General features: G+C 54.3%; 20 protein-coding genes. 4 read left to right on the forward strand and 16 right to left on the reverse strand.

What is annotated here, in order from left to right; genetic code table 11:
• Positions 1 to 11 precede the first annotated feature (11 nt).
• The 5 genes from FPZ49_RS15835 to FPZ49_RS15855 all read right to left on the reverse strand — a co-directional run bounded on the left by FPZ49_RS15835 (position 12) and on the right by FPZ49_RS15855 (position 5,677).
• Complete coding sequence (locus FPZ49_RS15835) at positions 12 to 902, reverse strand: hypothetical protein (RefSeq protein WP_144848359.1); 891 nt, start codon at positions 900 to 902, stop codon at positions 12 to 14.
• Between the two features lie 4 nt (positions 903 to 906).
• On the reverse strand, positions 907 to 2,739 hold the full coding sequence (locus tag FPZ49_RS15840) for a sensor histidine kinase (RefSeq protein WP_144848361.1): 1,833 nt from the start codon (positions 2,737 to 2,739) through the stop codon (positions 907 to 909).
• Positions 2,736 to 3,749 carry a response regulator gene (locus tag FPZ49_RS15845; RefSeq protein ID WP_186445852.1) on the reverse strand — a complete coding sequence of 338 codons (1,014 nt, stop codon included), beginning with the start codon at positions 3,747 to 3,749 and terminating at the stop codon, positions 2,736 to 2,738. Before FPZ49_RS15845 ends, FPZ49_RS15840 begins: the two co-directional genes overlap by 4 nt.
• 108 nt (positions 3,750 to 3,857) lie before the next feature.
• The gene (locus tag FPZ49_RS15850; RefSeq protein WP_144848377.1) at positions 3,858 to 4,724 is read right to left on the reverse strand and encodes a carbohydrate ABC transporter permease; all 867 of its coding nucleotides are present in this window, start codon (positions 4,722 to 4,724) and stop codon (positions 3,858 to 3,860) included.
• On the reverse strand, positions 4,724 to 5,677 hold the full coding sequence (locus tag FPZ49_RS15855; protein WP_144848379.1) for an ABC transporter permease: 954 nt from the start codon (positions 5,675 to 5,677) through the stop codon (positions 4,724 to 4,726). The genes FPZ49_RS15850 and FPZ49_RS15855 overlap by 1 nt, the downstream gene beginning before the upstream one ends.
• A gap of 126 nt (positions 5,678 to 5,803) precedes the next feature.
• On the opposite strand from FPZ49_RS15855, the gene FPZ49_RS15860 reads away from it, so the two are divergent.
• Entirely contained in the window at positions 5,804 to 6,559 is a 756-nt protein-coding gene (locus FPZ49_RS15860; protein WP_261381439.1) for a spermidine synthase, read from the forward strand.
• A 63-nt stretch (positions 6,560 to 6,622) separates the two neighbouring features.
• Here the strand turns inward: FPZ49_RS15860 and ilvA are convergent, their stop codons facing one another.
• Both ilvA and FPZ49_RS15870 read right to left on the reverse strand, forming a co-directional pair.
• Entirely contained in the window at positions 6,623 to 7,876 is a 1,254-nt protein-coding gene (gene ilvA, locus FPZ49_RS15865) for a threonine ammonia-lyase IlvA (RefSeq protein WP_144848383.1), read from the reverse strand.
• Positions 7,877 to 8,056: 180 nt separating this feature from the next.
• Positions 8,057 to 9,304 (reverse strand): S-layer homology domain-containing protein, encoded by a 1,248-nt coding sequence (locus tag FPZ49_RS15870; RefSeq protein ID WP_144848385.1) that lies wholly within the window; start codon positions 9,302 to 9,304, stop codon positions 8,057 to 8,059.
• A gap of 219 nt (positions 9,305 to 9,523) precedes the next feature.
• On the opposite strand from FPZ49_RS15870, the gene FPZ49_RS15875 reads away from it, so the two are divergent.
• A complete protein-coding gene (locus FPZ49_RS15875) occupies positions 9,524 to 11,182 on the forward strand; it encodes an FAD-dependent oxidoreductase (protein WP_144848387.1) in 1,659 nt (552 codons plus the stop codon).
• A gap of 63 nt (positions 11,183 to 11,245) precedes the next feature.
• Here the strand turns inward: FPZ49_RS15875 and FPZ49_RS15880 are convergent, their stop codons facing one another.
• Both FPZ49_RS15880 and FPZ49_RS15885 read right to left on the reverse strand, forming a co-directional pair.
• Positions 11,246 to 12,121 (reverse strand): sugar phosphate isomerase/epimerase family protein, encoded by an 876-nt coding sequence (locus FPZ49_RS15880; RefSeq protein WP_144848389.1) that lies wholly within the window; start codon positions 12,119 to 12,121, stop codon positions 11,246 to 11,248.
• 17 nt (positions 12,122 to 12,138) lie between these two features.
• On the reverse strand, positions 12,139 to 13,197 hold the full coding sequence (locus FPZ49_RS15885) for a Gfo/Idh/MocA family protein (protein WP_144848391.1): 1,059 nt from the start codon (positions 13,195 to 13,197) through the stop codon (positions 12,139 to 12,141).
• 80 nt (positions 13,198 to 13,277) lie between these two features.
• On the opposite strand from FPZ49_RS15885, the gene FPZ49_RS15890 reads away from it, so the two are divergent.
• Positions 13,278 to 14,132: a helix-turn-helix transcriptional regulator gene (locus FPZ49_RS15890; RefSeq protein WP_186445853.1), complete on the forward strand. Its 855-nt coding sequence runs from the start codon at positions 13,278 to 13,280 to the stop codon at positions 14,130 to 14,132.
• 51 nt (positions 14,133 to 14,183) lie between these two features.
• Here the strand turns inward: FPZ49_RS15890 and FPZ49_RS15895 are convergent, their stop codons facing one another.
• A complete protein-coding gene (locus FPZ49_RS15895) occupies positions 14,184 to 15,416 on the reverse strand; it encodes an MFS transporter (protein ID WP_186445854.1) in 1,233 nt (410 codons plus the stop codon).
• A 2-nt stretch (positions 15,417 to 15,418) separates the two neighbouring features.
• Entirely contained in the window at positions 15,419 to 16,600 is a 1,182-nt protein-coding gene (locus tag FPZ49_RS15900; protein WP_144848395.1) for an ROK family transcriptional regulator, read from the reverse strand.
• Positions 16,601 to 16,767: 167 nt separating this feature from the next.
• Here FPZ49_RS15900 and xylA point away from each other — a divergent pair, with 167 nt between their 5' ends.
• The gene (gene xylA / locus FPZ49_RS15905) at positions 16,768 to 18,165 is read left to right on the forward strand and encodes a xylose isomerase (protein ID WP_186445855.1); all 1,398 of its coding nucleotides are present in this window, start codon (positions 16,768 to 16,770) and stop codon (positions 18,163 to 18,165) included.
• A 77-nt stretch (positions 18,166 to 18,242) separates the two neighbouring features.
• On the opposite strand, the gene FPZ49_RS15910 is transcribed toward xylA, so the two are convergent.
• From FPZ49_RS15910 to FPZ49_RS15930, 5 genes are all read right to left on the reverse strand, one after another.
• Positions 18,243 to 18,995, reverse strand: coding sequence for an amino acid ABC transporter ATP-binding protein (locus FPZ49_RS15910; RefSeq protein WP_144848399.1), 753 nt, complete (start codon positions 18,993 to 18,995; stop codon positions 18,243 to 18,245).
• Positions 18,996 to 19,009: 14 nt separating this feature from the next.
• A complete protein-coding gene (locus FPZ49_RS15915) occupies positions 19,010 to 19,669 on the reverse strand; it encodes an amino acid ABC transporter permease (RefSeq protein ID WP_144848401.1) in 660 nt (219 codons plus the stop codon).
• A gap of 61 nt (positions 19,670 to 19,730) precedes the next feature.
• On the reverse strand, positions 19,731 to 20,495 hold the full coding sequence (locus FPZ49_RS15920; RefSeq protein WP_186445860.1) for an amino acid ABC transporter substrate-binding protein: 765 nt from the start codon (positions 20,493 to 20,495) through the stop codon (positions 19,731 to 19,733).
• A 205-nt stretch (positions 20,496 to 20,700) separates the two neighbouring features.
• Complete coding sequence (locus tag FPZ49_RS15925; protein ID WP_144848405.1) at positions 20,701 to 21,999, reverse strand: nucleobase:cation symporter-2 family protein; 1,299 nt, start codon at positions 21,997 to 21,999, stop codon at positions 20,701 to 20,703.
• Positions 21,989 to 22,588 (reverse strand): xanthine phosphoribosyltransferase, encoded by a 600-nt coding sequence (locus FPZ49_RS15930; RefSeq protein WP_144848407.1) that lies wholly within the window; start codon positions 22,586 to 22,588, stop codon positions 21,989 to 21,991. The genes FPZ49_RS15925 and FPZ49_RS15930 overlap by 11 nt, the downstream gene beginning before the upstream one ends.
• Between the last annotated feature and the right edge of the window lie 89 nt (positions 22,589 to 22,677).

The following is a 22,677-nucleotide window of genomic DNA, read 5'->3' on the forward strand; positions in this document are numbered from 1 at the left end:
GTTGCTCGCCCTCAGCGCCCCCATAGGCGTATCCACCGAGCCATTGCAATACTATTGACACAAATTTGAGGCTCGACGCGCAATAACCGGCACAAGGCGATAAATTCATCCGTGCCAAAATATTTGTGAACCTGCCCCGCCTGCTCCCAGGCTTCATTGATATAATTTGGCCTCAGGTCGGTGGGACCGGTGAATTCCTCCCAGTGATACAAGGAGATATAATTGCCTCCAAGCCGCAGGATCCCGCTGTTCAACGCTTGGGCCATGTCGAACACCTTGGCTTTCAGCAACCCTGTTTCCTGCTCCGGAAGCAGCGAAATATGATCGAACCAGATCATGCCGGTCGAAGCGGAGTCCTCCCACTCCCGTGATGGAAGGGGGATCGCCCAGACCTGCAGCTCAGCCGACGGTGACGAGCGGGTAACGCTGATTTGCTGCACAACCTCCGACCAGCGGTGACCGGGCACCTCCAGTTCAGCCGATCCCAGCACCTCTTGATTGCCCGTATCGACGAGCCGCACATGCACGCGTTCAATTTCGCGGGTGGCCCGCACAACGAGCCTCATCCGGTGCGGAATTCCCGCTTCGAGCTGAATTCGCTGCCCGATGCCGGCCTTGCAGCGGTCTTTATTGAACAGACGGATCTTCTGGCTGTGCCCGCCATGCCCCCTGGCCGCCGGCTCTAAGGCATACTGCGTATGCTTGCCGGTATTCAGCGGATACCAGGGTCCCGAGACGCCATCCAGGTTATGATCCTCTTCTTCAAAATCCATGTTACGCAGCGGATACGCCAGCATAGCTGTCATATGGTCATCAATATCTTCAACGAAATGGCCGAAAAGAAAAGGATTCACGGTATGGCTGGACTTGCTTGTTCCGATCACAATCTGAGCTTCGTTCATTTCTCTATCCTCTCTCTGTTGGATATGGAATTTTAATTGAAACGACTGTACCTCGATGCTCAAAGGAAGTGACGGACACGCCATACGCCGGGCCGTACTGCAAAACGAGCCGGGCATGAACGTTTACGATCCCCACCGATTCGGTTTTCATGAGCGTGCCATGCTCCGCCGAGCTGATCCACTTCAGCCTTTCCTGAAGCTCCGCTAGACGGCCGGCTTCAATTCCGCCTCCGTTGTCAGCGATCTCAATAATCAAATTGTCGGCCTCATTGTAAGCGCTAACGATTACAGTGCCATGACCTCTCTTCGGCTCCACGGCGTATTTAATGGCATTCTCGACAATCGGCTGGAGGGAGCATTTTACAATGCGCGCATCAAGGTACTTCTCATTCACATAGAAATGGCTTTGAAAATATTTCGGAAACCGTATTTTAATAATCTGCAAGTATTTTTTGAGTTGATCGATTTCCTCTCGCAGCGTGACAAACGGTTCAACAATCGAAGCGGTATAGCGGTAGTAATCTCCGAGGTTTTTGGTAATGACCTGGATGCGTTCGTTTTTTTCGACGTAGGCGATACTGCTAATAATGGCTAGCGTGTTATACAGCAGATGCGGGTTAATCTGATTTTGCAGCGCTTGAATCTTGGCTTCTTTTTGGCGGAGTAATATGTGCATCTCGTTCACTTTCATCGAGCTGACTGTTTCAATTAATTGCGAAAGCTGATCGGTCATGCGATTATAGCTTCGGCTGAGCAGCTGAATTTCGTCCTTGCCGGGCAGCACTTCTGCGCGGACCTCCAGGTTGCCTTTTTCCACATGCTCCATGAGCTGTTTAAGCCTGCGAAGCGGACGAATGAACCTTTGGGTGAATATCGGGACAAGAATGAGCACCACTAAGGCCAGGATGAGCATCGAAACAATCGCCGCATTGCGCGCCACCGTAATGCCGCTCGCCATCTCCGCAAACGGAACCATCGCCACGACGTTCCATTCGGCCAGCTCCGAGTAGCTGTAGGAAACCAGCATTTCCTCCCCCAGCAGCTTTTGCACCGATGAGGATGAGGATTTCGATAGCTGCAGGGCGGATAATCCCGTGCTGGCAATCGGTTTTCCGATCCAATCCGAATCCGGATGGTAAACAATGGTTCCGTCCTTGGCGACAATGAAAAAGTACCCTTTTTTAGCGAGCGAGGAGCGAACAATAGTTTTCTCCAATTCGTTGATGCGCAAATTAATGACTAGTCGACCGGCCAGCTTTACCGCATCCAGCGAATACACCGGCACCAGAAGGGAGATGACCTGCTTCCCGGTTACCTCCGAGCGATGCGTCGGCACCACCTTCACGGTTCCGCTCATCGGCATCGCATACCAAGGCTCATTGAGATAAGCCTTCGACAGCTCGTCAAAGCGCTGAACATTGGAGACGATCCGACCGCTTAAGGACATCAGAAACATGCTGTCCACTTCACTGTAGTTCAAAGCAACATAGTTGTTCAGCACATCCTCCAGATTCGCGAGCTCCGAAGGGTCAAGGGGATTCTCGTTCATCAGCCAGCGCTGGATCACCCCGACCGACCCTGTAGGCAGGCTAAGCTCGTTGCGCTTCGGAAGCGGTCCGGCCAAAATGGAGGAAACGGAAATTTTCATCTGCTGAATGTACAGCTCAATCTGCCGGTTCAACCGGTAAGAGGCATCATCGGCAAATTGGAAGAAATCGTTGCGGGCCGCCTTCGTATAGAAATATTGAGAGAAGGCGCCTGTCAGCAAAATCGACGTCAGCGTCGCGGCAAGCAAAATCACAATGAGCTTGACGCGAATAGAGCACCGGCTCATCATAAGCCAAGCCCCTTGCGGTATTCGTTCGGCGTCATCGACGTCACCGTTTTGAATACGCGGTTAAAATAAGGCAGCGAAGCAAACCCCACCTCTTCCGCCACCTCATAGATTTTCATATCCGACTGGCGAAGCAGCTCCATCGCCTGCTCCATCCGCGTCTGATTGACGTAGTTGACAAAGCTTTTTCCAGTATATTGCTTAAACAGGACGCCGAAATAGGACGGGCTTAGATTGCAATAGTCCGACATTTGCTTGAGTCCAAGCTCTTCTTGAAGATGCGTCTGGATATATTCGCAGGCTCGCTTAATCACCAGCCGCATATTATTGTTCACAAACTGCGGATAGTGTCGGATCCATTCATGAAGCACCTCATGGAACACCTGCTTGACCTGATGGTCCGAGCCATGCTCCGGAATGTCCGCCTCCGGCAGCTCCGGATGAATCACCTTGACCACCTCGACCAGCTTGCCCAAAAAGATACGCAAGTAGCTCAGCTTAACTCCCTGCTCCAGCCCCCGCTGATGTGCAATCGTGCTCAGCAGCCTGTCCGCCTGCCCGAAAAGCTCCACGGAGCCGTTGTTTTGCATTTCGTCGATAAAGCATTGGATTTCGCGGAGCAAGCGGTTGCTGTCGGCAATCGATTCCAGCCTGCTAACGGACCGGGTGAGCGCCGAATGAAGCTCCTGCTCCGAAATCGGCTTCAGCAAATATTCCGACACATTAAGCCGAATGGCATTCTGCGCATAATGAAAGCGATCGTGTCCGCTTATGATGATGGCCACTACAGGCAGCTTTTCGCTGCGAATACGCTGAATCAGCTCCAGCCCGTCGTGATCGGGCAATTGGATATCGGTGATCAGCACCGTCGGCCACAGCTCCCGAAGCAGGCGCCACCCTTCTTCACAGCTCTCCGCTTCGCCCGTGACTTTAAAGCCTTCCAGCTGGTGGACCATCTCTACAACCGCATCGCGGATTAACAGCTCATCTTCGACAACCAGCACATGATACATCGGTATCCCCCTAGGTAGTTTCATTCTGTAAAGAGAAGGATGCTGCACGATTCAAGCCTACTATAGCTGAATGCCCATGCATAGGGGATACTTTCGATGGATTGCGGCTTACCCTTTCACGGAGCCCATCATCATTCCCTTGCTGAAATACTTTTGCATAAAAGGATAGACGGCAATCAGCGGAAGCGCGGTGAGCAGGATCGCAGCATGCTGGACGGCAGGCGTATATCCGTAGCCATTCTCCGTGATGGCAAGCCCCAGCTCGGTAGGATTGACGATCAGCACCTGGCGAAGAAACACCTGCAGCGGATACATTTTCATATCGTTCAAATAAAGAATGGCCTGAAAGTAGGTGTTCCAGTTCGCTACCGCATAAAACAACGTGAAGGTCACGAGGACCGGCAGCGAAATCGGCAGGATGATCCGCCATAAGATTTTAAATTCCCCGCACCCATCGATCCGGGCGGATTCTTTAATCTCGGCAGGCAGCGTTTGGAAGTAGCTTCGCATCACGATCATATTGAACGGGGCGATCGCCGTCACCAGCCAGATGGACCAGTAGGAATTGATCAGGCCCAGCTTATTCACCACGAGATAAGTCGGGATCATTCCACCGTGAAAAAGCATGGTAAAGACTACCATAAAATTGACGACCGATCGGCCCTTCACCCCCGGCTGCGATAAGCCGTACGCCATCAAGACCGAGAGCGCCATATTGATCGTCGTGCCGATCACGGCAAGCTCGACGGCATTGCGAAACGCGCGGGTGAACTGCCGGTTATCGAGCAGAAACCGATACGCCTCCAGCGTCCACGTCTCCGGCCAGAACACCACCTCTTTCATGAGAAGCTCTTTCGCGGTGGCGAAGGAGCTGAAGAACGTGAACAGAAAAGGAACCGCAACCACCGCGGCCGCGAGCAGCAGCAGCACAACGACAACGCTATCCAAAAGCCCATCTCTCCAGGTTTTCACCATCAATACACTCCCTCCTCTCCGAATTGGCGCGCCAGACGGTTGGCCCCCAGCACGAGCGCCAGCCCGACCACGGACTTGAACATACCGACGACCGCGGAGTAGCTGTAATCCCGCTGAAGGATCCCTGTCCGGTACACATACGTGTCAAACACATCCGAGACATGGACATTCAATGGATTTTGAAGGAGGTAAATGTGCTCGAAGCCGATGTCCATGAAGCTCCCCAAGCGGAGAATGAACAGAACGACAACGACATAACGGATGCCCGGAAGCGTAATGTGCCATACCTGCCGCAGCCTCCCTGCCCCGTCCACCTTGGCTGCCTCATACAGAGAAGGGTCGATGGAAGCGATGGTTGCCAGATACAAAATGGAGCCCCAGCCTGCGCCCTGCCAAATGTTCTGCAAAAGCCACATCGGCCGCAGCCACTCCGCCTTGGTGAACAGCTCGATTTTTCCGAAGCCCGCGGCGGTTAGCCATTGATTCACCACCCCTCCTTCCGAGGAGAAGAAGGTCATGGTCAGCGACACAATCACGACCCACGATATAAAATGGGGCGCATACATGATCGTTTGCACCGCATTGCGGATGGCTTTGATTCTCGCTTCGTTCAAAAGCAGCGCGAGCACAATGGGCGCCGGAAAGAAGAAGAGAATGTCCAGCCCGGCAAACATAAACGTATTTTGGAGCAGCAGCTTAAGATCCGGCTCCGAGAAAAATCGGGCGAAGTTGTCGAGGCCCACCCATGGGCTTTGCAGAATGCCGACAAACGGATCATAGCGCTGAAAGGAAATGAGCAGCCCCAGCATCGGAATATATTTGAACAAGATAAAATAAAGCAGTCCGGGAACAATCATCAGGTAGAAGGGGAGATGCTGCATTCTCCAATGCTGTTTGGCAGGCTGGATTGCGGACGATTTCGCTGGCTTTGCTGCGGTCAGGGCATTGCTCATAGTTACCTCCATTGGTTAAGCTTGATTTGACCTTATTATACGAATTGCCCTGACCGATTTCGTTGAACGGATTCTCGATTTCTTAACCGATTTCACTTTATAATGGGTGAAAAGGAGAGCGATAACGTGCAATTGTTGTTTCAAGAGGCCGGACCGAATCATGAAGTCACCGTGTACGAAACAGGAGAGCTGTATGGCGAGAAAGGTCTCTTCCGGGTGCTGCAATTTTCGAACGAGGCGATCCAAGGAGCGCTGGACCTCCACCGCCCTGAGCGCATCGTCTTCGAGTACCCCCGGGCGATCCTTCACCTCATGGAGCATAATCATCCGTCCTTCGAGGACGTGTTCATGATCGGGCACGGGATTGGGACGATCGCGAGCCATCTGGCGGACAGACGCTGCAAAATTGCGGAGCTCGACCGCACGGTTGTGGAGGTTAGCCGGAGGTTTTTTGGATACGGTGACAATAATGTGGTGGTTGGCGATGGGCGGCAGCTATTAGAGCGCGAACGCTCCAAGACGTACGACTGTATTATCGTGGACGCGTTTACCGATCAGGGCACTCCGCGGAAGCTCGTCTCCACAGAGTTCTTCCAGCTGACGAGCGACAAGCTCGACGCCCACGGCTCGATTCTCCTGAACCTGATGGGGAGAGGCGACAAGGACCCGCTGCTGAACGCCATCCATACCACCATGAGCGAAGTCTTCGCGTATACCAAAGCCTTTGTGCTTCGGTCCGAAGAGGGCAGCCGCCGTGATTTGCAAAATATCATCCTGATGGGCAGTGGCTCCCCGATCGGCTATCAAGCGCGCCAAATGGCCGGCTTCACCGAATTCGAGCTTGCCCAAGGGTACCTCATCAGAGATCACGACACCGGCTAAGAGCCGGCGAACAGCAAAAAACCGACTGTCATCCCGACAGTCGGTTCTCTTCCCCAGAACAAATCAAATCAATAAATTAAACAAATGCGGATCCTTGTTGATCTCGCTGTACTGCAGGCCCTTCTGATTCATCCGTTCAATCAGCGGACCGTAGTCTTCCCGGTGCTTGAGCTCTATGCCGACCAGCGACGGGCCGTTCTCTTTACTCGTTTTCTTCGTATACTCGAAGCGCGTAATGTCATCGTTCGGCCCCAGCACATGCTCCAAGAACTCGCGCAGTGCGCCAGCCCGCTGAGGGAAGTTCACGATGAAGTAGTGCTTCAAGCCTTCGTAGATCAGCGAACGCTCTTTAATTTCCTGCATCCGGTCGATGTCGTTGTTCCCGCCGCTGATGACGCAGACGACGTTCTTGCCGGCGATCTGCTCCCGGTAAAACTCCAACGCCGCCACAGGCAGCGCTCCGGCTGGCTCCGCGACGATCGCATTCTCGTTGTACAGCTCGAGAATCGTCGTACACACCTTGCCCTCGGGCACGACGAGCACATCGTCGACCACCTCGCGGCAAATCTCATACGTCAGCTCGCCGACGCGCTTCACCGCCGTGCCATCGACGAACTTGTCGATCTCACCCAGCGTTATGATCTCGCCCCGGTCGATGGACTCGCGCATGGACGGCGCACCCGCCGCCTCCACCCCGATGACCTGCGTCGCCGGATTGATGCTTTTGATGTAAGTGCCAATGCCTGCCATCAGCCCGCCGCCGCCGATGCCCGCGAACACATAATCGACCTGCTCCCGCATATCGTTCATGAGCTCTAGCCCGACGGTGCCCTGCCCGGCCACGACTTTCGCGTTATCGAACGGATGGATGAACTGCATGTCCTCCCGTTCGCTGTAAATTAGTGCCTCTTTCAGTGCATCATCGAACGTATCCCCGGTAAGAATAACCTCGATAAAGTCACCGCCGAACAGCTTGACCTGCGAGATCTTTTGCCGTGGTGTCGTGGCTGGCATGAAGATTTTCCCGGAAATCTCCAGCGCCTTACAAGAATAAGCCACCCCTTGAGCGTGATTGCCCGCGCTTGCGCACACGACACCCTTCAAGAGCTTCTCCTCCGGCAGGCTGCGGATCAAATTGTACGCGCCGCGGATTTTAAATGAGCGGACCACCTGCAGATCCTCGCGTTTTAAAAAAACGTTACAGCCGTATTTTTCGGACAAAATAAAATTTTTCTGCAAGGGCGTATGGTGAATGACATCCTTCAAAACATGGCTGGCAACGATGATGTCCTCCAGCTTGACGCGTCCATGATTCATAGCTTGGTTCCTCCAACGGAAATCCGGTTCTAATTGTTCTAATTATACACCGATCGACCGGGCTGTCCAGCCCCTAATAACGGCAGGTTGCGGCGAAAAAAGAACAGTCCTCCCGACGGCTCGATGACCGTGCAGAAAGACTGCTCTTCGTGGTAAAAACTAACCTTTATTTATCTAAAATTACTTGATGATGATCGTGTTAACGACTTGGTTTTTCCCTCTCAGCTCCAGGTTACGGCCAGCTGTAAGCAGGCTGATGTCACCGGAGATGTACAGGTTGGAATCGACGTTGTAAACTGCAGTCGATGCGCCGCCGTACACGGATTGGTTAACCGAGATCGTGCCGATCGTGCCTTTGTTGTTCAGCGTGTAGCTGTTCAATGTGCCGGTAACGGTGAAGTCCGTTTGCGTTGGCTGGTTAGGCGTAGTTGTGTTGGTTTGCAGCACTTCTACGTAGATCGCTTTGCCACCGTAAGTACGTACCAGCACTTGGTCGCCCGTTTGAATGTCAGCTGCGGTCACTTTCGCGCCGTTGCGGAAAATGTAGGCATTCGCGTCCAGCTCCACGTTCAAAGCTTCGTTGTTAGAGCTTGTGATTGGAAGCAGGTTGTTAGCGAATGGACCGGTTACTGTACCTTTAACGGAAGCGTGGTCCGGCAGCTGGCTGCCTGTACGGTCGAGCAATGCAGCAAGCTCAGCGCGGGTTACCGGCTTATTCGGACGGAACGTGTTGTCCTCGTAGCCGTCAACCAGGTTTTTCTCAATCGCTTCAGCTACATAACCGATGGATCCGGCAGGAATTTGGCCGCCATCCTTGAATGGAAGCTTTGCGTTCATTCTGGTTTTCGCTTCGTCTTGAAGCTTCATCGCTTTCACCAGCAGCGTTGTAGCCCAGAGGCGGTCCGCATCTTTTTCCGGCTGGATGGCGTCGTCAGTCTCAGTGAACAGGTCGTTTTGAAGCGCTACGGATACATAGCCTACAGCCCAAGGATATTTTTGCTTCAGCTTGTCGGCATCCTTGAAGTTCAAGTTCGCGTTCATTGCATCAGCCGATTCCGCCTGGTCTCTCAGACCCATCAAACGAACCGCGGCTGTGATCGCTTCGATGCGGGAGATCGTTTTGCGCGGCTGGAACGTGCCATCCTCGTAGCCTTCAAATACGCGCTTGGATGCGAGCGAAGCAATGTAACGCTGTGCCCATTCGACATCTTTCCCTTTCAAATCGTCAAAGCTCAGCTTGATGTTAATAACGTTAACGACGTTGTTGCTTCCTTTAATGTTGACGTTGGCACCGCCGTTACCGCGAACTTCCACTCTGTTTCCGTTGTCTTTATGGTCATTGTCTTTCGCAAAAGCAGCTGTAGAGCCGCCAAGCACCATTGCAAGTGTTAATCCGGAAAGCATCGTTTTCTTAAAAGTGTTATTCATTATTTCATTCTCCTTTAGTATGTATGAATTATTTCCGAACCTTCGCGAAGTGTTCCTGGATTTACTAAAGGGTTCGCCCTGTCGAAAACGTTTGGGGGGGTTGTCGAAAACTCTTTTTGCGCCGATTTTATAAAAATGATAGACTCTTAGTATGAAAAAACACGCTTCCCTACCCTCTTCTTAAGCGCTTACGACTAATAAAAGGAGCGGATACAACCCATGAACAGGAACGGAATCAAGTTGACGGTCGGGATTGTGCTGCTGGTGCTGGTAGCGATAACAACCGTATTCGGAGTGGTCCACTGGAACGCTGGAGCGAAGGATTCGAAGAACGCTGTGGTGCAGAACAACGAACAAGCGGCTGTCCAGCAGCCCGGTAAGACCGCGACGCCGACCCCCACGCCCGCTCCTGTACCGGAGCCTGCGCCTCAGCCGACCCCCACAACATCGCAGCTGCAAACCGAAGCCTACGACGTCGTCGTGATGGGCAGCGAGCTGGAGGGCTTATATCTGGCACGGGCCGCAGCCGATGAAGGCTTGAAGGTCAAGGTGCTGGATCCGCGCAGCGCGTTCGGCGGTCAGGTGCTGCAGGGCGAGATGCTGTTCCTTGATGAAACCCGCGATGATCAGCACCATCTGCTCGTGCAAGGCCGGGCCAAAGAGCTGTTCGATGGCTTCCGGTCTGGGAAGATCCGCAAATTGAAGGAATTCGAGCAATATTTTGTTAAGCTATCCAAAAATATCCCTATCGAGCAAGGCATCAAAATCGACGGCATGGATCTCAAGCCGGGCGCGTTCGGGCCGCATGCGCTGGACGCGGTGAGCTACACCAGCAAGGACGGCGCGAAGAAACGCATTACCGCCTCCTACTGGGTAGAAAATACCGATTACGCTGCGCTGGTGAGCCAGCTGCTGGTACCGCGACTGCCGGGGCTGGAGAAATTTTACGGACAGAAAAATGTAGAGTACATGAGTGCAGGCCTCATGATGAAATTCAAGAACGTCGACTGGGCCAAATTTCAGCAAATCGGTGCGCTAAAGGCGGATGAACGCAACGCCAAGTACGGCTACGGCGCGGTTGACGGCAGCTTCGCGATCGGGCTATCCGGCGTGACGAGCAAATACAAGCCATCGAACGACCGGGTGTTCCTCCGCGGTTTGAATGCGGTAAACCAGCGGGATGGCGAGGTGATCATCAACGCGCTGCTGCTCTATACGGTCGATCCGTCGGACGACAAGTCGATCGCCGATGCGATGGCGCTGGGCAAGAAGGAAATTCCGCTCGTCCTCGAGCATTTCCGCAAAACCTTGCCAGGCTGGGAGCACGCAGAGGTCAACGGCTACCCGAATTACCTGTACATCCGCGAGTATAACCACTACGAAACGGACTACGTGCTCAAGCCTTCGGATATGCTCGGCGCGCACATGTTCTGGGACAACGTCAGCATCGCCGGCTACCCGCTCGATCTGCAGGGCACCAGCGCCAACAAGTGGGGCATCGAGATGGGCCGCCCCGACAAATACGGCATGCCGCTGCGCAGCTTCTTATTGAAGGACTATGACAATGTCATCATGGCCGGGAAAAATGTCGGCGCCTCCGCCATCGCCTACGGCAGCGCGCGGATCCAGCCGAACACCAGCCTCGCAGCGGAGTCGATCGGCGTGATCCTGGGGCAGATTCAAGGCAAGAAGAAGCTGCGGGAGCTCAAGGAAGCGGATATGGCCACCTTGCAGCATTATTTGGCAACGAAGTACAACATCAAGCTGACCGGCGTTACCGGCACCAACAAGATCGCCGGCTGGACCGCCGACGAGATCAATAAGCTGGACACGGGCGAGATCGTCTATCCGAGCTACGTGAAAACGAGAAAGAAATAAAAAAACGGTGGCTTCCTCGTTTGGGGAAGCCACCGTTTTTGCTTAACCGAACCTACTTATTGCTTACTTAAACCTGCGAATAAAAGCGATCGCCTGCGCAATATCGTGCTCCGGCTGATCTCCGACCTCACGCTCGATCGTCAAATAGCCCGTATAGCCGATATCCTGCAGCGCTTGGAAATAACGCTGGAAATCCACATGCCCTTGGCCCAGCGCCAGCTCCCGATACGACGGGCCTGTGGCCGCCGCCTCCGCGATCTTCTCGTGGCTCATCGGCTCATAGCCGAGTGCGCCGTACACCTCGCGAGGGTCGACCTCTCGCAAGCGAATTCCGTCCTTCACGTGTGTATGAACGATATAATCCTTCAAGGTGTAGACACCCTGAACCGGATCGTCGCCGGTCACCATTACCATATTCGCAGGATCGAAATTGACGGATACGCCGTCCGTCGAGAGCGAGTCGAGAAACCGCTTCAAGTGCGCTGCGGTCTCCGGTCCGGTCTCCACGGCAAAATACGCGCCCATCTGCTTCGCATATACGCCCAGCTCCTCGCAAGCGGTTTGCAAGACGCTATACACTTCGCCGTTCTCGTCGTCCGGAACGATGCCGATGTGCGTCGTCACCACCTTTGTCCCCAGCTCCAAAGCAAGGTCGAGGATGCGCTTCGACTTTTCGATTTTCGCGGCATTGACCAGCTTGTCTTGAAATCCATGGCCGCCCAAATCGCCGCACAGCGCCGAAACCTGCAGCCCAAGCGAGTCGATGTACCGCTTTAACTCCTTCCGGGCCGCCGGGGTCAGGTTAGCAGGATCCATTTCTCCGTCGACGGCATAAATCTGGACGCCATCCGCTCCCAGCTCCTTCGATTTCTTCAGGCCCTCATGCAAGCCCAGACGCAGACTATCCACCATAATGCCGATGCTGTTCGTCAGCTTCATTCCATGTCCCCCCCGTTCTAAAATCGGATTTCGCAGCCTTTTTCCGCTGATTCGTAAACGCCGCAGAGCATTTTCATGATCTCCAAGCCGTCCTCCACCGGGCTGATCGGGGTGCTGCCGCTTTGGCAGCACGAGATAAAATGGTCGATCTCATTCTGGAACGCCGCATTCGCGTTGAACGATGGCCGGTCGATTTGCGGCAGCAGGTTTACAATCGTATCGTATTTTTCAGACACCAGCATCAGGCTCGGCTCGATCTCCGCCCCGCCCTTGTCGCCGAACAGCTTGACTGTCAGCTCATCCTGCTTGGCGTGCAGCGTGAAGCTGACATCCACCGCAAGCGATGCACCGTTCTCGAATCGAATCAGCGCATTGGCCATATCCTCTACGGAATTGTAGCTGGCATCGTAGTCCGCCGCCTTATAGAAGGACAGGTTCTGCACATTGGCCCGGTTCCCCAGCTTCTTGTATGTATTCCCGCTCACGGAAACGACCTTCGGCCGGCCCATCAAGTACCAGCACAGGTCGATCACGTGGACCCCGATATCGATCAGCGGCCCACCGCCGGAACGGTTCACATCGGCAAACCAGCCTCCCGGATTCCCAAGTCTTCGGAGGCAGGAAGCCTTGGCGTAATAAATATCCCCCAGCTCCCCGTTATCGATAAAGCGGCGAATGAGCTGAGCGTTCGTGTCATATCGGCGCACAAAGCCGACTTGCAAAATGTTCCCGGTTTCGCGTACCGCCGCTTGGATCTGCTCGGCCTCCGCCACCGTGCGGCTGAGCGGCTTTTCCACCAGCACGTGCTTGCCCGCGCGCAGCGCCTTGATAGCGATTTCCGCATGGGAATTGTTCCAGGTACAGATGCTCACCGCGATAATCTCCAGATCAGCCAGCAGCTCATGATAATCTTCATACACATGAGGAATGCCGTATTTTTCGGCCTTCTCGCGTGCTCGGTCCGCATTGGCGTCGGAGATGGCGTACAGCTCGGCATCCGAATTTTTTTGATATGATTGGAGGTGCAGGCCAGCGATTGAGCCGGCGCCGATGACGCCGATCTTTATTTTGGTCATAGCGTTCCATCTCCTTCTAATGTTAAAATTGCACAATATAGTCACTATAGCATGACCTTTTAGGAGGTAAAATGCCTGCCATGACCACACATATGGACTATACGATCGCCTTGAAGCCGATCCGGATCATCGATCGGAGAACGTTTGCAAGCAAGCTCAACATCCCCTCGCTGTCCATCCTGTCGGTGGGCCATTTGCCCAGCCGAACGCTATATCGGGAGCAGGCCAAGTTCCAGCATTTTGCCGTTGTCTACATCGCCGATGGGGCAGGCACATACCGGGTCAATCACGGAGAAACGCAGCAGGTGCGCCGTGGCAGCTTATTTTTCTTTTACCCGGACGCCGTCTTCGATTACGGACCGCAGCCCGGCGGGTCTTGGGACGAGTATTATTTTACGATTGAGGGCCCACGGATCGGGGAGTGGCTCCGTTCTTGGCTGATCGAGCCGGACCGGGTCAAGGACGTGGAGATCGACGATGCGCAGCAGAGCAAAATCGACCGCATCTTTCATCTGATGGACAGCGGCCATCCGAATAATATGGACCGCGCGGCGTTGCTGCTGGAGTCGCTGCTGTACGAGTTCATGCTGAGCTCCGGTGCACTGCCGAACACGATCAAGACCGATCATGTGACGAAGCTGATGGAGGACCTCTCCGGGTCGATCTACGGGCACTTCGATGCGCAGAAGCTGTGCAAAAGGCACCACATTTCCTTCTCCACCCTGCGTCGGATTACGCAAAAATACAGCGGCTACCCGCTAAACGAGTACATCCACCGCATGAAAATCGCCGAGGCGAAAAACATTCTGCTGAACACCGAAACGTCCGTGAAGGAGCTGGCGGATGCGCTGGGGTTTAAGGATGTGTTCTACTTTTCGCGGCTGTTCAAGAAATACGTCGGCGTCTCCCCGTTGAATTTTCGCAAGTCGATTTGACGGAGCATGAAAACAAAAAGGAGCCATCCCATAGATGACTCCTAATACACCTTATTTCGGCACCGCTGTGGAGCGGCCGCCGGACGAAGTCAGCGTCGGCTTCGCCGACTTCGCGCGTTTGTTGGCGCTCAAGAGCATCCAATGCCCCAGCGCCGCGGTCACACAGCCGAGCAGCCCGACGATGACAAAGCCTTCCTGCAGCGTCAGCCAGTCGCCCGCCGCCCCCATAAACAGCGGTCCGGCGAACATGCCGAGCCCGTAGATCGCTTGATAAAAGCCCATCGCCGTCGCCCGCTTGCTTGAGTCCATATGCTTGATGCTTAGCGCCATGAGCACCGGCTGGGTAAAGCCCCGACCCAACCCGGCGATCGCTTGCGAAACAATGAGCAGCCACAAGGACCCCGTGAACGGGATGGCCAGCGTGAACACTCCGCTAATAATAAAGCCGAGAATGATCACCTTGTTTTCCCCGATCTTTTGCGCCAAATGCCGACCGCCGATCCATGCTGCAAGCGCTGTCGGAAACGTCGAGAAAAACGTCAGCAGCCCCATATCCAGCTTCGTCGCGCCAAGCGACTGGGCATACACCGGAGTAAAGCCGAACACGGTCGCAAACGTGAGCACTTGAAACAAGATCGCGAGGAACGACACGGTCAGCAGGATCCGATCCCCCGCCACCTCCAGCACGCCGCTGAACGTCAGCTTATTGCCGCCCTGCTCCACCTTTTCCACCAGAAAAAACGATCCGATAAATCCAATTCCCCCAACAACAGCCCCGATCAGAAACGCGGATTCCCATCCGTACACATCCGCCATCCAGCCTCCGGTCAAAATCCCGAACATTTGCCCCAGTGAATTGTACACCGTGAGCGTCCCGATCGCCTTGGTCGTCTCTTCCTTCTGGAAGTAGCTCGCGAACAAAATCGTAAAATCGACCCAAGTCGCTGCCGCCGCCCCCGCCAGTGCCCGTAAAATCAAGATCCAGCTCAGCTCCTGTGTGATCAGAATGCCGAGGCCGGCGAGAATGGAGAACACGAGTCCAAACACGATAAACAGCTTCCGTTTGTGGAACCGGTCGGACACGACGCCCACTGGAATGCGCAGCAGCATCTGGCTGAGGCCGTACATGCCGACGATCAATCCGGCCATTTTGTGCGAGGCACCCAGGGATTCCACATAAGCGGCTAAAATCGGAACGCACGTGTACATCGAAAACCAGAATAACAGCGTGACGGCGCAAAACAATGGTATGCGATACGATGCTGCGGGCTGACTCGTTGACATTTTCATCCCTCCACGGATACTTTGGTCGATGCGAAAAATTTCGCGATGGCCAGCGAGCAGGCGCCGAGCACCGTCGATTTCATGCCTAGTCCAGAAAATTGCACCCTAAGCTTAGCCCGCGGAAACGGCATGGAGCGCCGCTCCATCACCTCAGTCAGCGGTCCGAGCATCCAAGACTCCGCCTCCGCCAGCCGGCCGCCGATCACGATCAGCTCCGGGTTGAAGGCGTTGATAATATTCACGAGCCCCACGCCAAGCGATCGGCCAAGCTGCTCAAACAGCTCAATCACCCTCTTGTCACCGTCGCCGGCTCGGCGCAGCAGCGCCTCGATATCGACGTCGTCTTCCGGCAGCACAGCTCGCGCTTTTTCCAGCAGGGCGCTTTCCGAAGCGTACAGCTCCCAGCAGCCCGAGCTGCCGCAGCGGCAAGGCTTGCCGTTCTGCTCGATCGTCACATGCCCGAGCTCGCCGGAGAAGCCAGAGGAGCCGCGGAACAGCTCGCCCCGAATAATAATACCTGTGCCGATCCCGCTGCCGATGCTGACATAGACAAGATAGGAAGCGTTCTGGCCGACGCCTGCGTCGAACTGCTGCTCCCCGACGGCGCCGGCATTCGCTTCATTATCGATGACGACGGGAATCCCGAGCTCGCTCTCGATCCGCTGCTGCAGCGGCACGTTCTCCCAGCCGAGGTTCGGCGCGAACAGCACATTCCCCTGCTCGTCGCTGATGCCCGGGATCCCGATGCCGATGCCGACGATCCCGTAGGTGCTCTGCGGGGCGCGTCCGATGAGTTCGCGGATGGAGTGGATGACATCGCCGATAACCGCATCGACGGAAGCATTGCTGTGCTTCATCGTGTGCTGCTCGACGATGACGCCGTTCAAATCGGTCAGCACGCCGAGGATGTAATCGACGCCCAGATCGATGCCGACGGCATAGCCCGCCGTGCCGTTGAACAGCAGCATGACCGGCTTGCGGCCGCCGCTCGACTCCCCAGCGCCGATCTCGTCGACCAGACCGCTTTCGATCAGCTCGCCGACCAGGCTGGAAACGGTCGCCTTCGTAAGCCCCGTCAGCTCGGCCAGCCTTGCGCGGGAAACGGGCGAATCGTGCCGGATGCGGTCCAGGACGATCGATTTATTTATTTTTTTGACCAGGTTCAAGTCACCGGTTTGCTTCATAGCTAGCCTCCATGCGGGTTGACGCTGTGCCGCGTGTTATTGCATTGGCATCACGCAGTCGTTGTCAGTAAACGATTTGATGACCTGATTTTAACACGAATGAAGTGTTCCATGCACTAACTAAGTTTGTTTAATGAATTTACAAAGTCGGCAGAGAGTGGTATGATATGGTTGTAAGCGTTTCTTTTGCCAGGCCATCATGGTTCAAACTTATACTCTATTCTAATTCATATTCGGAGGGATGCATTGTGAGTTATTTTGGTTCCGTTTCTACCGTTCGATTTGAAGGCCGTCAGTCGACGAATCCGCTGGCGTTTAAGTTTTACAATCCGGATCAAGTGATCTTGGGGAAATCGATGCGTGAGCATCTGCGTTTCGCTGTAGCCTATTGGCATTCTTTCACGGGCAGCGGCTCCGATCCGTTCGGCGTCGGCACCGCGATTCGTGGCTGGGATCAATATACGGGCATGGATTTGGCCAAAGCCCGCGTGGAAGCTTGCTTTGAGCTGCTGAACATTCTGGACGTGGACTACTTCGCGTTCCATGACCGTGATATCGCTCCGGAAGGCAGCACGCTTCAAGAAACGAACCGCAATCTAGATGCGATCGTTGCCTTAATCAAGGAACACATGCAATCGTCCGGCAAAAAGCTGCTCTGGAACACAGCCAACATGTTCACCAATCCGCGTTTCGTTCACGGTGCGGCTACAACCTCCAACGCGGACGTATTCGCCTATGCTGCGGCTCAAGTGAAAAAAGCGCTGGAGCACGGCAAAGAGCTGGGCGCGGAAAACTATGTGTTCTGGGGCGGCCGCGAAGGCTACGAGTCACTGCTGAACACCGATCTGGGCCTCGAGCTGGATAACCTGGCGCGCTTCCTCCACATGGCGGTGGACTATGCCAAAGAAATCGGCTTTGACGCACAGTTCCTGATCGAGCCGAAGCCGAAGGAGCCGTCGAAGCACCAGTACGATTTTGACGCGCAAACGACCCTCTCCTTCCTGCAAAAATACAACCTGCTGCCGCACTTCAAGCTGAACATCGAAGCGAACCATGCTACGCTGGCCGGCCACACGTTCGAGCACGAGCTTCGCATGTCCCGCATCAACGGCGTGCTCGGCTCCATCGACGCGAACCAAGGCGACATGCTGCTCGGCTGGGACACTGACGAGTTCCCGACAGACCTGTATTCGACGACATTGGCGATGTACGAGATTTTGCTCAACGAAGGCGGCATCGGCCGCGGCGGCGTCAACTTCGACGCGAAGGTTCGCCGTCAATCCTTCGAGCCAATCGACGTCGTTCATGCACACATCGCTGGGATGGACTCCTTCGCACGCGGACTGCAAGTGGCTGCGAAAATGATCGAAGACCGCGTCTTCGACGACATCCTTGATAACCGCTACGGCTCCTACAAGTCTGGCATCGGCGCTGAGATCGTGTCCGGCCGTGCGAACTTCAAAACGCTGGAAGCCTACGCGCTGCAAAACAACCCGATCGTGAACACCTCCGGCCGTCTGGAGCATATTCGCAATGTAGTGAACCAGTACATCATCAACACATAAATAGCGGTACATGCAAAAAATGGAAGCCCCCATCCGATTGAACGCGCAGTTCAGGATGGCGGGCTTCCTTTTCTTTTTTACTGTTGGGCCAAGCCCAGATTGAGAAACGCTTTGGTCCGATCGAACTGCGGATTCGTAAACAGCTGCTCCGGAGGGCCGGCTTCGACGATTTCGCCTTTATCCATGAACATAACCCGGTTCGCTACTTCTCTAGCAAAGCCCATCTCGTGAGTCACGACGATCATCGTCATGTGCTCTTCCGCAAGACGCTTCATCACCTGCAGCACCTCACCGGTAAGCTCCGGGTCTAGGGCAGAGGTCGGTTCATCAAACAGCAGAATGTCCGGGTTCATCATCAGCGCCCGGGCAATCGCAACCCGCTGCTTCTGTCCACCGGATAATTTGGCCGGATATTCCGACGCCCGCGAGGAGAGGCCTACCTTGTCCAGCAGCTCCAAGCAGCGCTTGCGAACCTCCGCCGTCGACTCTCCCTTGACGATTTTGGGTGCGAGCTCTAAATTTTCTCTCACCGTCAGATGAGGAAACAGGTTGAAATGCTGGAATACCATGCCCATTTTGGACATGATCCGTTTGATCTCATTCGGCTTGGAGTAGCTTCCATCCTGGACGAGCACCTCACCGGCAACGCGGATCGTCCCGCCATTGATCTGCTCCAGATGCACCAGGCTGCGGAGCATCGTGCTTTTGCCGGAGCCCGAGGGGCCGATGACCGCGACGACGTCGTTCTTTTCCACTTGAAACGACATTTGCTTCAGCACGTCCAGCTCGCCGTACGACTTACTGAGGTTCGTTACTTCAATGATTGCCACATGCGCCATTCCTTTTATTCGAATTTAAAGCGGCGTTCCAGCCCTTTGAAGAACACCGTCAACAGCAGGGTCATTAGCAAATAAATCGCGCCCGCGATAAAAAACGGAACAATCGTGAAGTCCCGGTTAACCGCCGTTTGGGCAAAATGCAGCAGCTCCGGAACCGCCACCGCATACAGCAGCGCCGTATCTTTGATCAGCGTGATTGCTTCGTTGGAAACCGTTGGTAGAACGACCCGGAACATTTGCGGCAAAATGATACGAGTCATCGTCTGCCATTTGTTCAGCCCCAGCACCTGCGAGGCCTCATATTGGCCTTTATCGATCGCCAGCAGCCCGCCTCTGAAAATTTCGGCAAAATAGGCCGCATAGTTCAGGATGAAGCCCAGGCACGCCGCGGTAAACCGGTCGAGCACCAGATACTCGCCCACCCCAGGAATCATCGGAAGCCCGAAGCAAATGACAAGCAATTGGAGCAGCAGCGGCGTTCCCCGCATGACATAAATATACGTATGAGCCAGCCAGGCGACCGGTCGGTAGCTGCTTTTCACCGCAAGGGTGAGAAGAAAGCCTAACGGGACAGAGATCGCAATCGCGATGATGAACAAGAGGACCGTCATTTCAGCGCCTTCCAGCATCGGCTTCAAAATCCTGGTGAAATACTCTACAGACATGATTCAAGCTCCTCCAAAAACAAAACCGGATTTCCCTTAGGAAATCCAGCTTCGACGTATCTTATTTCAACACCTTATCCTCGCCAAACCACTTCTGCGAAATTTTCGCCGCGGTGCCGTCTTGGTTCATTTCGTCCAGCGTTTTTTGCAGCTTCTGAAGCAGCGCCTCGTTGCCTTTTTTCACGCCGATGCCGTACTCCTCTGGTGCCAGCGATTCGCCCAGCAGCTTGAAGGTTCCTTGTTCCTTGGACATGTAATACTTGATGACCACTTCATCAATGATGACCGCATCGACACGGCCGATTTTCAAGTCGCTCAGCGCCAGCACGTTGTCCGCGTATTCCGTCACGGCTTTGACCTTGGACTTCAGCGGGCTGTCATTCAAGGCGTCGGCCGCGGAGGAAAGGGATTGCAGCCCTACCGTTTTCCCAGCCAGATCGTCCAACTTGGTCAGATTGGATTTGGCCAGCGTGACCGCTACCTGCGCGTTTTTCAGGTAAGGCTTGGTGAACAGCACTTTGCCCTTCCGCTCGTCCGTAATCGTATATCCGTTCCAAATGAGGTCGATCCGGCCGCTGCTCAGCTCAGATTCCTTGGTGCTCCAGTCGATCGGTTGGAATACCGCGGTGGTGCCCATTTTTTCCGCTGCTGCTTTAGCATAATCGATGTCGAATCCGACGATTTCGTTCTTGTCATCGCGGAAGCCCATCGGTGCAAATTTATCGTCAATGCCGATCACCAATTTTTTCGCCGTATCCCCTGTGCTGCCCTTGGAGCTCGAGCATCCTGTAAAAAGAGTCATTGCCGCCGTGATGACAAGTGCCATAGTTGTTAAACGCTTCTTCACTTTCCATTCCCCTTACTTTCGTATGAATTCACTTTACTGCGTTACCACTTTATCAAGAACTCAAACACTATATCATATTTTGTTGAAAAATGTCGATAGATTTGAGGGGGATGGATAAAACCGCCAGCTCCTGTGGGATAAAAAAAGACCGAATCGCTGTGGATTCAGTCTTTATTGCGTGAGATCAGCTTGACCTTACAACCGCCTTCGTCTCAGCCACCTCTTGCTCTTGCTTGGATAAAAATAAATTCAGCACGATCGCGGTCAACGAACCGGACACGATGCCGTTTTGCAGCAGCATTTTCGCGAAATCCGGCAGCTGGTCGAACATTTGAGGCAGGGTCGCCGAGCCCAGGCCGACGGCGATGCTGCATGCGGCAATCATCAGATTGTTCCCGCTGCGCAGATTTACCTCGGACAATATCGAGATCCCCGAGGCCGCTACCGATCCGAACATGACGATCATAGCGCCGCCAAGCACCGCGTTTGGAATGATGGTCGTTAACGCCGCCAGCTTAGGCAGCAAGCCCAGCACCACCATGATGCCTCCCGCAGCAAAAATGACATCTCTGGATTTCACCTTGGTAAGCGAGATTAAGCCCACATTTTGAGAGAAGGCGGTATATGGAAACGCGTTGAAAATCCCGCCCAGCATGATGGCAACACCCTCTGAACGCAGGCCGTTAATAATTTGCTTTTGCTCGACTGGTTGATCCGTTGCTTTCCCCACTGCAAAATACACGCCGGTAGACTCAACCATACTAACGATATTGACGATAATCATCGTGATAATAGCCGTGATGCTAATTTGTGGAACGCCGAAGTAAAAAGGCTTGGCGACACTAAGCCACGAGGCTTCCGCGACCGACGAGAAATGCACGAGGCCCGCAGCGTAGGCCGCCATCGTTCCGACGACTAATCCGACGAGCACGGAAATGGAGCGTAAAAACCCGGTAGCATAGAGGTTGACGACAAGAATCACGACCAGCGTCAGAAGCGCCAGCAGCAAGTTGTGAGCTTGGCCGAAATCAGGGCTCCCCTGACCGCCTGCGGCGTTATTCATCGCCACTGGAATGAGGGAAAGCCCGATGATCGTCACTACTGAACCGGTCACGACCGTTGGGAAAAACTTCAGCAATTTTCCATAGAGCGGCGCGGCTAAAACAACGAACAATCCGGAGATGATGATGGCCCCATATGCTGTTGCTAGGTTTGAGGTGGAGGCCACGGCGATGATCGGCCCGACCGCCGTAAACGTACATCCCAAAATCACCGGCAGTCGGCTGCCGAAGTACTTCGTTCCCATCACTTGCAGGATGGTGGCAAGCCCGCAGGTAAATAAATCGGCCGCGATCAGATAAGCCATTTGGGCGGGAGTCAGCTTCAGCGCTCCCCCGACGATTAACGGCACAACGACGGCCCCGGCATACATCGCTAGTACGTGCTGAAAGCCTAAGACGAACGCTTTTTGTTTACTTAACATGCTGGACTCTCCCCTGATCTTCGATAAAATGAATTTCACCAGGCTTCATAGAAGCAATCCTCGCCAAAGAGTGAACCTGCACGCCTTTATTCTCCAGCAGGCTGCGGCCTTCTTGGAAGCTTTTTTCGATCACGCTGCCCACCCCGACCAGCTCGGCTCCAGCTTCTTTCACAATATCCACCAGCCCCACCAGCGCCGCACCGGTAGCCAGAAAATCATCTACGATCAGCACTTTATCGCTTGAGCCGAGGTATTTCTGGGATACGCTGACTTGGTACGTCTCCTGTCGGGTGAACGAATGGACCGGCACCGAGTACACGTTCTCGGAGAGCGTGACGGCTTTCTTTTTCTTGGCATAAATAAAAGGGACATTCAGCACCATCGCCGTCGCCATGGCAAATTGGATGCCACTGGCCTCGATCGTCAGCACCTTCGTGATCGGCTGATGGCCAAAAATGCGTGCGAACTCCCGTCCTATCTCCAGCGCGAGCCCGGTATCTACCTGGTGGTTCAAAAAGGAATCCACCTTCAGCACCTTATCCGATAAGATTAACCCTTCTTGACGAATGCGTTCTTGCAGTAATTTCATGGTTGTGTCTTCGCTCCTTTTTTCCAACTCAAAAAGGACAGGTTCCTTGAGCTGTTTCTCTCAAGTGAAACCTGTCCTTCTGGGTTTTT

The organism is Paenibacillus cremeus (genome assembly GCF_007786445.1).
GTDB classification, from domain to species: domain Bacteria; phylum Bacillota; class Bacilli; order Paenibacillales; family NBRC-103111; genus Paenibacillus_G; species Paenibacillus_G cremeus.

Excerpts from the sequence above, each read along its gene's own strand:
- FPZ49_RS15890 (WP_186445853.1), top strand. The coding sequence starts at position 13,278 with ATGACCACACATATGGACTATACGATCGCCTTGAAGCCGATCCGGATC.
- FPZ49_RS15900 (WP_144848395.1), bottom strand. The coding sequence starts at position 16,600 with ATGAAGCAAACCGGTGACTTGAACCTGGTCAAAAAAATAAATAAATCG.
- FPZ49_RS15885 (WP_144848391.1), bottom strand. The coding sequence starts at position 13,197 with ATGACCAAAATAAAGATCGGCGTCATCGGCGCCGGCTCAATCGCTGGC.
- FPZ49_RS15850 (WP_144848377.1), bottom strand. The coding sequence starts at position 4,724 with ATGGTGAAAACCTGGAGAGATGGGCTTTTGGATAGCGTTGTCGTTGTG.
- FPZ49_RS15930 (WP_144848407.1), bottom strand. The coding sequence starts at position 22,588 with ATGAAATTACTGCAAGAACGCATTCGTCAAGAAGGGTTAATCTTATCG.
- FPZ49_RS15895 (WP_186445854.1), bottom strand. The coding sequence starts at position 15,416 with ATGTCAACGAGTCAGCCCGCAGCATCGTATCGCATACCATTGTTTTGC.
- FPZ49_RS15855 (WP_144848379.1), bottom strand. The coding sequence starts at position 5,677 with ATGAGCAATGCCCTGACCGCAGCAAAGCCAGCGAAATCGTCCGCAATC.
- FPZ49_RS15870 (WP_144848385.1), bottom strand. The coding sequence starts at position 9,304 with ATGAATAACACTTTTAAGAAAACGATGCTTTCCGGATTAACACTTGCA.
- FPZ49_RS15880 (WP_144848389.1), bottom strand. The coding sequence starts at position 12,121 with ATGAAGCTGACGAACAGCATCGGCATTATGGTGGATAGTCTGCGTCTG.
- FPZ49_RS15925 (WP_144848405.1), bottom strand. The coding sequence starts at position 21,999 with ATGTTAAGTAAACAAAAAGCGTTCGTCTTAGGCTTTCAGCACGTACTA.
- ilvA (WP_144848383.1), bottom strand. The coding sequence starts at position 7,876 with ATGAATCATGGACGCGTCAAGCTGGAGGACATCATCGTTGCCAGCCAT.
- FPZ49_RS15845 (WP_186445852.1), bottom strand. The coding sequence starts at position 3,749 with ATGTATCATGTGCTGGTTGTCGAAGATGAGCTGTTAATCCGCGATGCG.
- FPZ49_RS15920 (WP_186445860.1), bottom strand. The coding sequence starts at position 20,495 with ATGGCACTTGTCATCACGGCGGCAATGACTCTTTTTACAGGATGCTCG.
- FPZ49_RS15875 (WP_144848387.1), top strand. The coding sequence starts at position 9,524 with ATGAACAGGAACGGAATCAAGTTGACGGTCGGGATTGTGCTGCTGGTG.
- xylA (WP_186445855.1), top strand. The coding sequence starts at position 16,768 with ATGGTTGTAAGCGTTTCTTTTGCCAGGCCATCATGGTTCAAACTTATA.
- FPZ49_RS15840 (WP_144848361.1), bottom strand. The coding sequence starts at position 2,739 with ATGATGAGCCGGTGCTCTATTCGCGTCAAGCTCATTGTGATTTTGCTT.
- FPZ49_RS15915 (WP_144848401.1), bottom strand. The coding sequence starts at position 19,669 with ATGTCTGTAGAGTATTTCACCAGGATTTTGAAGCCGATGCTGGAAGGC.
- FPZ49_RS15835 (WP_144848359.1), bottom strand. The coding sequence starts at position 902 with ATGAACGAAGCTCAGATTGTGATCGGAACAAGCAAGTCCAGCCATACC.